This is a genomic window from Chelativorans intermedius, from assembly GCF_025398255.1.
Lineage (GTDB): Bacteria > Pseudomonadota > Alphaproteobacteria > Rhizobiales > Rhizobiaceae > Chelativorans > Chelativorans intermedius.
In genome coordinates this window covers 234,509-249,196 of record NZ_JAODNW010000003.1, presented here as the reverse complement: position 1 = coordinate 249,196, position 14,688 = coordinate 234,509, and the positions used below count along the sequence as shown (strand labels likewise).

The following is a 14,688-nucleotide window of genomic DNA, read 5'->3' as shown; positions in this document are numbered from 1 at the left end:
TTTCATTTTCGCACAAGCTTCGCCCGCTAGCCTCACCCCCGGGTTCACTGCTGGGAGTATCGAGGCTTTGCCGGAGCAGCTTCAGACCGTCGTCGAAAACCTGAAAAGCCTGGGACCGAGGCGCCTGGCCATGATGGGCGGCGTTCTGGCGCTGGTGATGGCCGTCGTCGTGGCCGGCGCGATCTACCTCAACCGCCCGGCCTATGAGACGCTTTATGTTGGGCTCGAACGCTCGGACGTCAACCAGATCGGCCTGGTGCTCGGCGAGGCCGGCATCAGCTTCGACGTCGCCTCCGACGGCACCACCGTGCTCGTGCCGGCCGGCCGCACCGCCCAGGCGCGCATGCTGCTGGCCGAGAAGGGCCTGCCCACCAGCACGAACGCGGGCTACGAACTGTTCGACAATGTGGGCTCCCTGGGTCTGACCACCTTCATGCAGGAGGTGACGCGCGTGCGCGCGCTGGAAGGCGAGATCGCCCGCACGATCCAGTCCATCGCCGGCATCAAGGCGGCGCGCGTGCACATCGTGATGGCCGAACGCGGCAATTTCCGCCGCGAGGCTCAGGAGCCCTCGGCCTCCGTCGTCATTCGTGCCTCGGGCCTCGACGCAGCGGAAAAGGCCGCTGCCATCCGCTACATGGTCGCCGCCGCGGTGCCGGGACTGGCGGCGGAGAAGGTCACGGTGCTCGACTCCTCCGGCGCGCTGCTGGCCGCCGGCGACGATCCCGCCAACAACACCGCCCAGCGTTCGCTCGGCATCGAACGCACCGTGGAAACCCAGATCGAGCAGAACATCCGCCGCGCGCTCACCCCGTATCTCGGACCGGACAACTTCCGCGCCAGCGTCAAGGCGGATGTCAACACCGACAGCCAGCAGGTCGAGGAAGTCATCTACGATCCCGATTCGCGCGTCGAACGCTCCGTGCAGATCGTGCGCACCGAGGACAGCGCAATGCAGGAGACGGCCGCCACGCCGACGACGGTGCTCCAGAACCTGCCGCAGGAGGAAACGCCCGCCGCCGAAACGCCGCGCTCCTCCGAAGCGAGCGAGCGCCGCGAGGAAACCACCAACTACGAGATCAACACGCGCCGCATCGCCACCACCAGCAACGGCTACCGCGTCTCGCGGCTGTCCATCGCGGTGGTGGTGAACGAGGCGCGCATCGCCGCCCTTCTGGGCGAGAATGCACCGCCCGAGGCGCTGCAGGAGCGCATCGCCGAAATCCAGACGGTGGTGGCCTCGGCGGCCGGCTTCGACGAGACACGCGGCGATGTTCTCAATGTCGCGGCCGTAGAGTTCATCGACGGGCTCGACGGTGTGGAGGCCGCCGAGCCGGGTGCGCTGGCCTTCCTCGGCCAGCAGGCCGGCACCCTCATCAATGCCGCCGCCTTCGTTCTGGTCGCCTTCCTTGTCACCTGGTTCGGATTGAAGCCGCTTGCCGGCGCCCTGATGCGGCCTGCCGGCGAGGAGGCAGCGCAGCTTGAAGCTGCCCAGCGTTCGCTGCCGGATGCAGCGGAGAACCCCCGCCTGCCCCCCGCTGAGGGTGAGGCAGCCACCGAAATGACGATGGAGGAAGAGGACGAGGACTACCGCCTGAAGATCAGGCCCGCCCCGCAGGCACGCCTTGCCCGCATGGTCGATCTCAGCGAGGAGCGCACGGCCCACATCCTGCGCAAGTGGGCACGTGCCGAGGCGGAGGCCACGGGCTGATGCCGGGGCTGGCGCTTGCCGATGCGCTGCCGGATTTCGGCGCGGCGGCTCCCGCCCGCCGCGCCGTCGCGCCCGACATGGAGCCGGCCTTCGCCCCGCCCCGCCCGGAGGCACCCGACGCGGGGGAAGAGCGGCAGACGCTGGAGGAAGCGGTGGCGCGCGCCGAGGAAGCGCTCGCCCAGCGCCTGGAACGCCAGCACGCCGAAAGGCTGGCTGCCGAGCGCGCACGTCACGAGGAGGAGATGGCTGCGGCCAGAAGGCAGCTTGCCGAGGAGGCCGGCGCTCTCATTGCCGCACGCTTCGACAAGATGCAGCGCGAGGTGACCGCGCTTACCGCCGCGCTGAGTGCGCGCATCCTCGGCGTCGTTCTGACGGAGGACCTGCAGAAGCGCGCCGTCGAGGAACTGACGCGCATCGTCGCCGCCGCGCTTGAGGACCGCGAGGCCGTGCGCATCCGCGTGAAAGGCAGCGCGCTGTTGTGCGATGCGCTGAGGGCCAGCCTCGGCGAACGCGCCGCACAGGTGGAGTTTTCCGAGGCCGGCGATTTCGACCTGACCGCCGAGATCGACGAAAGCCTGTTCGAGACACGGCTTGGCGAATGGTCGCAGGCGCTGGCGGAGGTGCTGTCATGAGCGCCGCGCAGGGCGAGGAACGGCGGGCCGAGATCATCATCGTGCGCCGCGGCGGCGACGATGAGGATGAAGGCCATCATGGCGGCGTATGGAAGATCGCCTTTGCCGATTTCATGACGGCGATGATGTGCTTCTTCCTCGTGATGTGGCTCATCAACGCCGCCAACGAGCAGACGCGCGCCGCCCTGGCGAGCTACTTCAATCCCATCAAGCTGATCGACCGCAACACCAGCAGCAGGGGCGTGCAGGACATCGGCCAGGGGCCGCAGAGCGCCGCAGAGCCGCAGGAGCCCGACCCGTCGGCGGAGCCGACGCCAGCCGCCATGCCGAGCCCGCCCGAGGCAGGCAGGGACAAGCCGGCCTCCCCTGAAGAGGCCGGCCGGCACTCGGACGACAATTTCTTTTCCGACCCCTATGCGGTGTTGGCCGAAATCGCGGCCGACATCGACAAGAGGCAGAACGTCTCGGACAAGGGCGAAGGCGGCGTGCAGAACGCCGGCCCCTCCTCCGGCGCCTCCGGCGGCGAAGCCTATCGCGATCCCTTCGCGCCGGACTTCTGGTCCCAGCAGGTGGCCGAACCCCAGGTGGGCGTGCAGGGAGACCCCGACGAGGAGCGCGGGCAGCCGGGCGGGAAGGGTGGGCCCCCGGCGCACACGCCCGACGGGCCGGCGCAGGCGGAAGCCCGCCCCGCGCAACAGCAGGAGACACGGTCGCAAGCCCCCTCGCCGGCTCCCGTGCCGCCCGTCGAGCCGTTGGCCGAGGAGGAGCGGCAGGCCGAGGCCGCGCGCGAGCAGACCGCAGATGCGGTGCGCCGGGAAATCCGCGCCGCGCTGCAGCGCGAGGGCATCGCCACCACCGTCACCGTGACCGCGGGAGAGGACGGTGTGCTGATCTCCGTCACCGACGACATGCGCTACGGCATGTTCCCCGTCGGCTCGGCGGTGCCGGCGCGCCAGCTCGTGCTGGCCATGGAGAAGATCGGCAAGACGCTTGCCGGGCATCCAGGCACCGTGCGCGTCCACGGCCACACCGACGCCCGTCCTTTCAGCAATGGAGACTATGACAACTGGCGCCTGTCGACGGCCCGCGCCCACGCCGCGCGCTACATGCTGGTGCGCGGCGGGCTTGCGGAGGAGCGCATTTCCGAAGTGGCGGGCTTTGCCGACCGGCGGCTGAAGGTGCCCGACAACCCGCTGGCCGATGCCAATCGCCGCATCGACATCCTGCTGGAGGTGCCACGATGAGGTGGCCTGTCGTCGCCGGCATCGCGCTGATGGTCGGCCTGTCCCTGCCGGCGGGCGCGGAGGGCATGCAGCCCTATCAGATGGTACGCTCGCTGCACCGCCTGCAGGACAGGATCGCCGATGGCGACCATGCCGCCCTTCCCATGCAGCGCAGGCTGCTTGGCGTCATCGACGAGCGGCTGCGCGCCACCGATCCGGCGGTCTTCGAGGATCCGCGCAACATTCGCGCCCTCCTGGTCTATGGCGCCAGTGGCGGCAATCCCGCCACGCTGGAGTCCATTGTCGGGCGCCTGGCGCTCGGTGAGCGCGAAAGGATGCTCAGCGAAGGCATCGTGCGCTATGCCCGCGGCGATTTCGCCGGCGCGCGCGCCATGCTGGAGGGCTTCGATCCGCTGGCGACGGAGGACACGCTCGCCGCACCGTTGGCGCTGATGATGGGGGCGCTGCTGAGCCAGGAAGACCCCGTCGGCGCGCTGCGGCTGTTCGACAAGGCGCGGCTTCTGAGCCCCGGCACGCTGATCGAGGAGGCGGCCCTTCGCCGCTCCATCACGCTCAGCGCCAGCGCGCACGACGTGCAGCGTTTTGCCCTGGCCTCCCGGCAATATGTCCGCCGCTTTCTGCGCTCGCCCTATGCAAGCCAGTTTGCGGAGAGCTTCGTCTCCGCCGTCATTGCCCTGCAGGCAGAGGTGGATCTGGGGCTTGTCGAGGAGGTCGTTGCCGGAATGACGCCCGAGCAGGCGCGAACCATCTATCTGCGCATCGCCCGCCAAAGCGCCATAGAAGGCCATGAACGCCTGCTCGCCTTCGCTTCGCGCAATGCGCGCAAGCACGCCGTCGAACAGGGAGACGAGCGCGACCCGCGCGCCGTGCTTTATGCCAATCTCGCCGCCGTGACCGGCGAAAACGCGGAGAAGGTGCTCAAGACGCTGAAGGAGATCGACGCGCAGCGTCTCTCCCCGGGCGACCGGCGGCTTCTGCGCGCGGCCACCGAAATCGCCGAAGAAGTGGTGGCACCCCCGTCCCCCGAGGCCGCTCAGGATGCAACGATAGACGAGGACGGCGCCCTTTTCCTGGCCGAGACGCGAGAGAAGCTCGCGGCCATCGACGCCCTGCTGCGGGAGGAAACACCATGACGGAAGCGGTGGGAACGGCAAGATCCATGGCCCTGCCCCGCACACAGGGCAGCCCGCGCGGAAAGGAGACCCCGGGCCAGATGCCGGGCTTCAGCCGCGCCCTGGAGGAGGACGCAGGGCCGGCAGGCAGACAGCAACCGCCCGGCGAGACGGGCGAACGGCCGTTGCGTCTCGCCGCGCTCATCGGCCGCCTTTCCGCCGCCCTGCAAGGCGATGCCGGCCCGGCGATGGCCGGGAGCAGGGCGTCTGTCAGCGCGCAGGAGGCGCAGCCGCGCGCGATGCGCCCCGTGCAGATGGAGCCGGATGAGGAACGAGAGGCCGTCGGCGCCGGCACGGGCGAAAAGAAGGCAGAGGATGCGCTTGGAGGCTTCGCCCCGGTTCCGACGGAACACCGGGAGCCGATCGCCGCTGCCACGCGAACGGACATGGCAGGGGCTGTCGCGCCAGGCCCGGAGGCCGGCACGGCACGGACCCCAAAGGCCCGGCCTGAAATGGAGGCTCCCTCCGCACCGCGCGCCCGGGGCGCCGAGGCACCACCCGGCCCCGCCGGCAAGGCCCCCCTGCACGGCCAGCCGGCGATGACGGACGCCACCGAGGCACGGCAGGATGGGCATGCCGGCGGCAGGGACGCCGAAAGCGGCCGGCTGCAGCCGGTGCGCATCGTCAGCCTGCACACGGCGCCGGCGCCGGCGCCCGGTGCCACGCCATCCGCCATGAGCGGCACTGGCGCGTCGCTGATCTCCGGTCTCGAGGCCAGCCCGGCCTTCGCATCCGCCGCCGGCGAAGCAGCGCGCGCCATGGCCGCCGTCGCGCGCGGCACCGAGCCCGTCCATACGCTCAAGATCCAGCTTCATCCTGCCGAGCTTGGCATGGTGACGGCCAGGCTGAAGGTTTCGGATGGACAACTTTCGATTGAACTTCAGGTGGAAACCGCGGAGGCCCGGCAACGGCTGAACGCCGATGGCGAGGCCATGACGCGGGCACTGCGCGCGCTGGGCTACGAGGTGGACCGCATTACCGTCCAGCAGGCGCCGTCGGGCGGAACCCCCAGCGCAGGCAACCAGGCGAACGGTCATGTCGGCGGACGCGATTCCGGCCCTGAAACGGGCACCGGCGAAGGGCGCTCCGGTGGCGGCGCCGCCGACGCGCAGGGAGAGAAGGGCAGCGGGCGCCGGGAGGCCGGAGGCCGGCAGGAGCAACGCCATGGCGCTGCGCGCGGCGGTCTCTATATCTAGCCTTCTCCTGTCCGTAACGATCGCCGCGGCCAATCCCTGCGAGGCCGAGATCCTGCGCGCAGCGGACAGATACGACATTCCGCCGGGCATTCTGTATGCCGTGGGCCTGACAGAAACCGGGGTGAAAGGCAGCCTGCAGCCCTATGCGTTGAACATCGAGGGCAAGGCTGTGTTTGCGAAGAGCGCCAGTGAAGCGGTGCACGTCTTTTCCGAGGCGCGCGGGCGTGGCGTGAAGCTCATCGACCTGGGCTGCATGCAGATCAATCATCACTATCACGGCGAGCACTTCCGCAGCATCGGCGAAATGCTGAACCCGGCCCGCAACGTCGACTATGCCGCCCGTTTCCTCAGCCAGCTCAAACGCCGGCACGGCACCTGGTCCATGGCGGTGGCGCGCTATCACGCCGGTCCCGACAACGACCCCGCGCAGAAGCGCTATCTGTGCAGAGTCATCACCAACATGGTGGCTGTCGGCTTCGGCGCATGGACGCCCAAAGCCCGTGCTTTCTGCAATTCCTGATTGAAATCGCGATTCGGACGGCGGTGCTCACGAATCCCTAAAAATTTGTTACGAAAAATAATGGTTGTGTGTGATTCCCATCAGCGGGTACCTCTTGACAGGCAACTGATTCGGAGGCGGGCTGATGATTGTTGTGGTGGATGAGCGGGAGCTCGTAACCGAGGGGTACAGTTCACTTTTCGGTCGGGAGGGGGTCGCCACGGCAGGTTTTCGCCCCGGGGAGTTCCGGGAATGGGTGGAAACGGCGCCTGAAGACGATTTGAAGGCCGTCAGCGCCTTTCTTCTCGGCCAGTGCGAGGCGCCCGAGAAGCCGGCGCGCAGCATCCGCGACCGCTCCAATGCGCCGGTCATCGCGCTGAGCGAGCAGAACTCGCTGGAAGACACGCTCAGGCTTTTCGAATACGGTGTCGACGATGTGGTGCGCAAGCCTGTGCATGTGCGCGAGATCCTTGCGCGCATCACCGCCATCAGCCGCCGCGCCCAGCACCAGGAGCCGAGCTTCACCGACGTCGGGCCGATGCGCATCTTTGCCGACGGGCGCGATCCCGAGATCGACGGCGAGCCCCTGCCCCTGCCGCGCCGCGAGCGCCGGATCCTGGAATATCTGGCCGGCAACGCCCCGCCCCGCGTGACCAAGACGCAGATCTTCAACGCCATCTACGGCATCTTCGACGAAGAGGTCGAGGAGAACGTGGTGGAAAGCCACATCAGCAAGCTTCGCAAGAAGCTGCGCACCAGGCTGGGCTTCGACCCCATCGAATCCAAGCGCTATCTCGGCTATCGGCTGGTCGTTTAGGTGGGGCCAAAAACCGGCGACAGGCCAGCTTCACGCAAGTCCCGCCGTCTACTCTCCCCTCGGGAACAAGAAAGCGACGAGGGCCTGCAATGAGTCTGTACGGCATGATGAAAACCGGCGTCTCCGGTATGAACGGACAGGCCAACCGCCTGTCCACGGTCGCCGACAACATCGCCAATTCCAGCACCAACGGCTACAAGCGGGCCAGCACCGAATTTTCCAGCCTTGTCCTGCCCAGCACGGCCGGCGCCTACAATTCGGGCGGCGTGACGACGACGGTGCGCCATTCGATTTCCACGCAGGGCGTTCTGCAATACACCACATCGGTCACCGACCTGGCCATTGATGGCGACGGCTTCTTCAAGGTTCAAAACGCGGACGGGCAGAACTTCCTGACGCGCGCCGGCTCCTTCGTCCCCGACGAGGCCGGTCGGCTTGTCAACGCCGCAGGCTTCTACTTGATCGGCAAGAATATCCAGACGGGCGCAGAGGAGCCGATCAGCATCGAGGCCGAGAACCGCCTGCCCACGCCGTCGAGCGAGGGCAGCTTCGCGGCCAATCTGCCGGCCGATGCCGATGTCGGCCACACGCACACCACCTCGCTGTCCTATGTCGATCAGACCGGCAACACGCAGGTGATGGAGATCGTCTTCGAGAAGGTGAGCGAAAACGTCGCCACGGGCGAAGCCGACTGGGACATCACCGTGAACGGAAACGCCTTCGGCACGGCCAGCTTCAACGCGTCCGCGGGAACGTTGACCGACACGGTGTCGGGAACGGCGAACCTGCCCATGGGCCAGACGATCGCCCTCGACTTCTCGCTGAGCCAGACGGGCAACGAATACCAGCTAGACCAGGCCGAAACGAACGGCACGCTGGGAAGCGAGATCGATACGATCCAGATCGACACCGACGGCACGGTCTACGCGCAATACGAGGATGGCTCCTTCGTGGCTCTCTACGAGATCCAGTTCGGCAAGGTCGCGAGCCCGGACCAGCTCGAGGTGCTGTCGGGCAACGTGTTCGCCCAAAGCCCGGATTCCGGTCCCATCTTCTACGGCAATGCCGCGGAGATCGGCGTCGGCAAGGTGGTCTCCGGCGCCCTGGAGAATTCCAATGTCGACATCGCCGAGGAGCTGACCGAGATGATCCAGTCCCAACGCAGCTACACGGCAAACTCCAAGGTGTTCCAGACCGGCTCGGAGCTCATGGAGGTTCTGGTCAACCTGAAGAGGTAGCCAGGCATTAAGAGGGGACAGGAAGGCAGGCAATGTCGCTTACGTCCGCATTGAGTACGGCCCAGTCGGCACTGTTCAACACGTCGCGCAGGACCGACATCGTTTCGCGCAACATCTCCGAGGCGTCCAATCCGGACTATGCCCGCCGTTCCGCGGCACTTGCCAGCTCCGGCGACGGCGCCCGCATCACCGGCATCCGGCGGGCGACCGACGATGCCCTGTTCCGCCAGAACCTTTCCGCCCTTTCCCAGTGGAGCGGCCAGTCCGTCCTTTCCAAGGGTCTGGATACGCTTCAGGTGCGGGTGAACGGCGTGGACAATGCCGGCTCGCCGGCTGCCGCCCTGACGGCATTGCAGGAAGCGCTGCAAAGCTACGCCGCCACGCCCTCCAGCCAGTCGGCAGCGCAAAGCGTGATGGAGGCCGCGCGCGGGGTCGTGCGCTCCCTCAACGAGGGCACCGCCACCGTGCAGTCCTTCCGCGCCGAGCTCGACCGGGAGATCGCCACCTCGGTGGGGGAGCTGAACCGGCTTCTCGCCGAGTTCGAGGCCGCCAACAATGAGGTCGTGACCGGCACGCGCGCCGGCCGCGACATCTCCGACGCCCTCGACCGGCGCGACGCGCTTCTCAAGGACATTTCGGCCTATGTGCCGGTTTCGTCGGTGGCGCGCGGCGACAACGACATGATGCTGGTGACGGGCGATGGCGTGACCCTCTTCGAGACTGTGGCGCGCACCGTCACCTTCTCGCCCAACAGCACCTATGCCCCCGGCATGACGGGCAATGCCGTCTACATCGACGGCGTGCCGCTGGCCGCCGGCAGCGGCGGCAACACCAGCGCGGCGGGAAGCCTGGCGGCGAACCTGCAGCTGCGCGACACCGTGGCCGTGCAGATGCAGCGCCAGCTCGACGAGACGGCGCGCGGCCTCATCACCGCCTTTGCCGAAACCGACCCGAGCGGCACCCTGGCCGACCGGGCGGGGCTTTTCACCTGGCCTGGCGGGCCGGCCCTGCCGGCGGCGGCCACGCTGGTGCACGGGCTGGCCGGCAATATCGCGCTCAACACGTCTTTCCTCGCCGATCCGGATCTCTTGCGCGACGGCGGCGCCAACGGCGCCGGCTATGTGCACAACACCGAGGGCGGCGCTTCCTATGCCGACCTTCTGAACGCCTATCTGGGCAAGCTCGACGCGCCGATGAGCTTCGACCCGGCAGGCGGGCTGGAGGCCACGCAGAGCCTCAACGCCTTCGCCGCCGAATCCATCGGCTGGCTTGAAAGCCTGCGCAAGGACGCCGCGAGAGGCGCGCAGACCAAGGAGGCGCTGGCTACGCACACCCAGACCGTGCTCTCCGATGCCACCGGCGTGAACATCGACGAGGAAATGTCGCTGCTGCTCGATCTGGAAAATTCCTATGAGGCGTCCGCCCGGCTGATCGCCACCATCGACACGATGCTGTCGGCTCTGATGGAGGCCACGCGCTGACCATGAAGACGTCCTTCATCTCCACCCTCAGCCTCTCGCAGACCCTGCGCCACCAGCTCATGCGCATGCAGGCGGACCTCTCGCGCGCCCAGGAAGAGATGAGCACCGGGCGCCTGGCCGATCCGGGCGTTACGCTCGGCGCGCGTGCCGCCACCAGCTTCTCGGCCACGCGGGACATCGCCCGGCTGGAGAACCTTGCCGCCACCAACGGGCTGGCGACCGCACGGCTCGACGCCACGCAGGATGCCCTGGAGAAGCTCGGCAGGATTTCCCAGGATGTCCTGGAGGCGCTGACTGCCGCCTCCTCCGGGGACACGGACACACAGGTGATCCGCGCCAGCGCTCGCCACGCACTGGAGTCGATGACCAGCGTTCTCAACAGCAGCCTGAACGGCGAGTATCTGTTCGCCGGCATCAACACCGACGAGGCGCCGATCAACGATTTCACCGACCCCGCCTCGCCCAACAAGGCCCAGTTCGACACGCTGTTTGCGAGCCATTTCGGCTTCCCCCAGACGGACCCCGCGGCCGCGAACATCACGGCAGCGCAGATGGACGCCTTTCTGGATGTCGTGGAGGCAAGCTTCATGGGCACGGGCTGGACCGATGCCTGGTCCAATGCCTCCGACCAGAAGATCACCACCCGCATCACGCTGAACGAGACGGCCGAGACCTCGGCCACGGCCAACGAACGGGGTATGCGCAGGCTGGCCATGGCAACGGCAGCGCTGAGCGACCTTCTGCAGATACCGCTTGGCGACGAGGCGATGCAAACGCTCTACGAGCGCTCCACCACGCTCGTCGGGGGGGCAGTGGCCGACCTTGCTCGAACCCAGAGCGAGGTCGGCCTCGTCCAGGGGCGCATCGAGGAAGCCAACACGCGCATCTCTTCGCAAAGGGACCTGTTCAACGCGCTGGTCAGGGATCTCGAAGGGGTCGATACCTATGAGGCAGCGACGAGGGTCAACGAGCTGCTGACCCAGATCGAGACGGCCTATGCGCTGACCGGCCGCATCCGGCAGCTCAGCCTCGTGAATTATCTGTGACGATCGGGGGCGGGACCCAAGAAACCATGTACCAGTTTTCCTACAGCGAGGTTCAGACAGATTCGGTGGCCGACGCGAAGGACCGCGAACGCCAGGTGCTGACGCGCTCCATCGAGCTTCTGACGGCCGCCCGCGAGGCGGGAGCCGGCTCCCCCGAGGCGATCGACGCCATCCTGTTCATGAACCGGGTGTGGACCGCGCTTCTGAGCGATCTGGGCAGCCCGGACAATGAGCTGCCGAAGGAACTGCGCGCCAACCTGATCTCCATCGGCCTTTGGCTCCTGCGCGAGGGCGAGGCGATCCGCCAGGGGCGCTCCGAGAATTTCGACGGACTCATCGAAATCTCGCAGATCATCCGCGACGGCCTGAAATGACCAACACACTGAAGATATCGCTCAAGGCGGGAGAGAAGATCTACGTCAACGGCGCCGTCATCAGGGTCGACAGGAAGGTCTCGCTGGAATTTCTCAACGACGTGCAGTTCCTGCTGCAGAACCACGTACTGCAACCGGAGGACGCGCGCACGCCGCTGCGCCAGCTCTATTTCGCGGCGCAGATCATGCTGATGGATCCCGAGGGCGCGGAGAAGGCGCGCGAGGTCTTCCGCGACACGCTCGCCAATCTTCTGGGCGTGTTCCGCAACGCGCGCGTGCTGGCGGGGCTGAAGCACGTGGACACGCTGGTGTGCGAGGGCCGCGTCTATGATGCGCTGAAGGCGATCCGCGCCCTCTACCCGCTGGAGGAAGAGATTCTGGCGGCAGGAAGACCGAGGGAAGACGCGCTCTCCAGGGCGGTCGCAGAATAGAGGAGACGGGCATGGACGTTTCGACGGTCACGGGCACGGCCGGCAACCAGACATCCTCCACCGCTGCACCGCAGACGGTGGACTATCAGGCATTCCTGAGGCTGCTGGTCGCCGAGATGCGCAACCAGGATCCGACCGCGCCCATGGATTCCACCGAGTATGTGGCGCAGCTTGCAAGCTTTTCGCAGGTCGAGCAGTCGGTGAGAATCAACGACAAGCTGGACCAGCTTCTGGCCGCTGCCTCGCTGTCCCAGGCCGGCGGCCTCGTCGGCCGCGAGATCACCTCGGCCGATGGCTCGGTGAGCGGCACGGTCTCCCAGGTAAAGATCTACAGCGACGGCGTGGTGGCCACGCTGGAAGGTGGCGAGGAGATCGTCGTCGGACCCGGCGTGGTCATCCGCTGACCATGAATGAGGCCGACGCCCTCGACATCGTGCAATATGCCATCTGGACGGTGCTTGTGGCCGCCAGCCCGGCGGTGATCGTCGCCATGGTGGTGGGTGTCGGCATCGCGCTTGTCCAGGCCCTGACCCAGGTGCAGGAGATCACGCTGACCTTCGTGCCGAAGATCGTGGCCATCCTGCTTGCCGTGGCGTTCTCCGGGCCATTCGTCGGAGCGCAGATTTCCTCCTTCACGACGGTGATCTTTCAGAGAATCCAGGACGGGTTTTGAGCCCTCCCCGGCCTGATCGCCGCCCATCCTTTCCGCCCTCGCACAAGCTTCGCATCCTATCCTCGCAGCCCACAAGGAGGTGCAGATGGCGTTGAGCGAAACCTTTGCGGGCACGCAGCCGCGGCGGCATGGGCGTGACATCGGCTTTGCGGTCGGCATCGTCATCATTCTGGCGGTGCTGTTCCTGCCCATTCCGCCCTTTCTCATCGATGTCGGCCTTGCCTTCTCCATCGCCTTCTCGGTGCTCATCCTGATGGTGGCCCTGTGGATTCAGCGCCCGCTCGACTTCTCCTCCTTCCCCACCGTGCTTCTGATCGCCACCATGATGCGCCTGTCGCTCAACATCGCGACGACGCGCATGATCCTGTCCAACGGCCACGAAGGCACAAACGCGGCAGGCCATGTCATCGGCGGCTTCTCCAGGCTGGTGATGAGCGGCGACTTCGTCATCGGGCTCATCGTCTTCCTCATCCTCATCGTGGTGAACTTCGTGGTCATCACCAAGGGCTCGACCCGCATCGCCGAGGTGGGCGCGCGCTTCACGCTCGATGCCATTCCGGGCAAGCAGATGTCCATCGACGCCGATCTTTCCGCCGGCACCATCGACGACAAGGAGGCGCAGCGCCGGCGCCGCGAGCTGGAGGAGGAAAGCGCCTTCTTCGGCGCCATGGACGGCGCCTCGAAATTCGTGCGCGGCGATGCCATTGCCGGTCTCGTGATCACCGCCATCAACATCGTGGGCGGCATCGCCATCGGCTATTCGCGCCATGGCATGGACCTCGCCCAGGCGTCCGACGTCTTCACCAAGCTGTCGGTGGGCGATGGCCTCGTGACACAGATTCCTGCGCTCATCGTCTCGCTTGCCGCCGGCCTTCTCGTCTCGAAGGGGGGCACGCGCGGCTCGGCCGATCAGGCCGTCTTCGGGCAGCTTGGCGCCTATCCGCGCGCCCTGTTCGTGGCTGCTGCGCTGCTTGCCACGCTTGCGCTCATGCCGGGACTGCCGGCCCTGCCCTTCCTGGCGCTGGCAGGCGTCATGGCGGGGCTCGGCTACGTGCTGCCGCGGCGCGAGAAGGCACGCGAGGAGGCGGTTGCCGAAGCAGAGCGGCGCAGGAAGCTGCACGCCGCCGAGGAAGAGCAGAACTCCGTCAAATCCTCGCTGAAGACGGCCGAGATCGAGCTGTTGGTGGGCAAGCAGCTTTCCACACGGCTCATCGCCTCGCACCAGGAACTGGCCTTCCGCATGAACAAGATGCGGAAGAAGTTCGCCGCCCAATACGGCTTCGTGGTGCCCGAGGTGCGTCTGACCGACGATTTCACCATCCCGCCCAAGAGCTACCGCATCAACATCCACGGCACGGTGGTGGCCGAACATCAGCTTCGCGTCGGGGAGCTGACCGTTCTTCTGGGCAGCAAGCCTGCCCCGGACCTGCCCGGCGAGGAGGTGAAGGAGCCGGCCTTCGGGATGCGCGCCTACTCGGTCTCCGAGATGTTTATCGAGGAGCTGAAGAGCAAGCAGCTTGCCTATGCCGACAACATGTCGGTGCTGCTGACGCATCTGAGCGAGGTGATCCGCAACAACCTGCCGCAGCTTCTCTCCTACAAGGACATGAAAGCGCTGATCGACCGGCTGGACCCGGAATACCGCAAGCTGGCCGACGAAATCTGCTCCGCCCACATCACCTATCCGGGCCTGCAGGCGGTGCTGAAGCTTCTGCTGGCGGAGCGCGTGTCGATCCGCAACCTGCATCTCATCATCGAGGCCATCGCGGAGATCGCGCCGCACATCCGCCGCACGGAGCAGATCGTGGAGCATGTGCGCATCCGCATGGCGCAGCAGATCTGTGGCGACCTTTCCGAGGGCGGCGTCCTGAAGGTCCTGCGCCTCGGCAACCGCTGGGACCTGGCCTTCCACCAGGCGCTGAAGCGCGACGCCAAGGGCGAGGTGCGCGAGTTCGACATCGATCCGCGCCAACTGGAGGAGTTCGGGCAGGAGGCGAGCAAGGCCATCCGCACCCATATCGACGCCGGAGAGCGCTTCGTGCTGGTCACCGCCCCCGAGGCACGGCCCTATGTGCGCATGATCGTCGAACGCCTCTTCCCCACCCTGCCCGTGCTGAGCCATGTCGAGATCGCCAAGGGGGTGGAGATCAGCGTTCTGGGCTCCATCTCCTGAC

Annotated in this window: 15 protein-coding genes; all 15 read left to right on the top strand. The window is 66.8% G+C overall.

All coding sequences use genetic code 11. From position 1 onward, the window contains the following. Positions 1-67: 67 nt before the first annotated feature. Positions 68-1,711, top strand: coding sequence for a flagellar basal-body MS-ring/collar protein FliF (gene fliF / locus NYR58_RS05120; RefSeq protein ID WP_261519398.1), 1,644 nt, complete (start codon positions 68-70; stop codon positions 1,709-1,711). Beyond that, a complete protein-coding gene (locus NYR58_RS05115; protein ID WP_261519397.1) occupies positions 1,711-2,343 on the top strand; it encodes a hypothetical protein in 633 nt (210 codons plus the stop codon). The genes fliF and NYR58_RS05115 overlap by 1 nt, the downstream gene beginning before the upstream one ends. Next, the gene (locus NYR58_RS05110; protein ID WP_261519396.1) at positions 2,340-3,587 is read left to right on the top strand and encodes a MotB family protein; all 1,248 of its coding nucleotides are present in this window, start codon (positions 2,340-2,342) and stop codon (positions 3,585-3,587) included. The genes NYR58_RS05115 and NYR58_RS05110 overlap by 4 nt, the downstream gene beginning before the upstream one ends. Continuing rightward, on the top strand, positions 3,584-4,720 hold the full coding sequence (locus NYR58_RS05105; protein WP_261519395.1) for a chemotaxis protein: 1,137 nt from the start codon (positions 3,584-3,586) through the stop codon (positions 4,718-4,720). The genes NYR58_RS05110 and NYR58_RS05105 overlap by 4 nt, the downstream gene beginning before the upstream one ends. Then, positions 4,717-5,955: a flagellar hook-length control protein FliK gene (locus NYR58_RS05100; RefSeq protein ID WP_261519394.1), complete on the top strand. Its 1,239-nt coding sequence runs from the start codon at positions 4,717-4,719 to the stop codon at positions 5,953-5,955. Before NYR58_RS05105 ends, NYR58_RS05100 begins: the two co-directional genes overlap by 4 nt. Next, on the top strand, positions 5,924-6,475 hold the full coding sequence (locus NYR58_RS05095) for a lytic transglycosylase domain-containing protein (RefSeq protein WP_261519393.1): 552 nt from the start codon (positions 5,924-5,926) through the stop codon (positions 6,473-6,475). The genes NYR58_RS05100 and NYR58_RS05095 overlap by 32 nt, the downstream gene beginning before the upstream one ends. A gap of 124 nt (positions 6,476-6,599) precedes the next feature. After that, positions 6,600-7,271 (top strand): response regulator transcription factor, encoded by a 672-nt coding sequence (locus tag NYR58_RS05090; protein WP_261519392.1) that lies wholly within the window; start codon positions 6,600-6,602, stop codon positions 7,269-7,271. A gap of 89 nt (positions 7,272-7,360) precedes the next feature. Next, entirely contained in the window at positions 7,361-8,509 is a 1,149-nt protein-coding gene (locus tag NYR58_RS05085; RefSeq protein WP_261519391.1) for a flagellar hook protein FlgE, read from the top strand. Between the two features lie 32 nt (positions 8,510-8,541). Beyond that, positions 8,542-9,990: a flagellar hook-associated protein FlgK gene (flgK, locus tag NYR58_RS05080; RefSeq protein ID WP_261519390.1), complete on the top strand. Its 1,449-nt coding sequence runs from the start codon at positions 8,542-8,544 to the stop codon at positions 9,988-9,990. A gap of 2 nt (positions 9,991-9,992) precedes the next feature. Beyond that, positions 9,993-11,036: a flagellar hook-associated family protein gene (locus tag NYR58_RS05075; protein WP_261519389.1), complete on the top strand. Its 1,044-nt coding sequence runs from the start codon at positions 9,993-9,995 to the stop codon at positions 11,034-11,036. Positions 11,037-11,062: 26 nt separating this feature from the next. Then, positions 11,063-11,410 (top strand): flagellar biosynthesis regulator FlaF, encoded by a 348-nt coding sequence (flaF, locus tag NYR58_RS05070; protein ID WP_261519388.1) that lies wholly within the window; start codon positions 11,063-11,065, stop codon positions 11,408-11,410. Next, entirely contained in the window at positions 11,407-11,841 is a 435-nt protein-coding gene (gene flbT, locus NYR58_RS05065; RefSeq protein WP_261519387.1) for a flagellar biosynthesis repressor FlbT, read from the top strand. Before flaF ends, flbT begins: the two co-directional genes overlap by 4 nt. Before the next feature lie 11 nt (positions 11,842-11,852). Further along, a complete protein-coding gene (gene flgD, locus NYR58_RS05060; RefSeq protein WP_261519386.1) occupies positions 11,853-12,245 on the top strand; it encodes a flagellar hook assembly protein FlgD in 393 nt (130 codons plus the stop codon). A gap of 2 nt (positions 12,246-12,247) precedes the next feature. Beyond that, entirely contained in the window at positions 12,248-12,514 is a 267-nt protein-coding gene (gene fliQ, locus NYR58_RS05055) for a flagellar biosynthesis protein FliQ (RefSeq protein WP_261519385.1), read from the top strand. 85 nt (positions 12,515-12,599) lie between these two features. Further along, the gene (flhA, locus tag NYR58_RS05050; protein ID WP_261519384.1) at positions 12,600-14,687 is read left to right on the top strand and encodes a flagellar biosynthesis protein FlhA; all 2,088 of its coding nucleotides are present in this window, start codon (positions 12,600-12,602) and stop codon (positions 14,685-14,687) included. The last annotated feature ends 1 nt before the right edge of the window (position 14,688 follow it).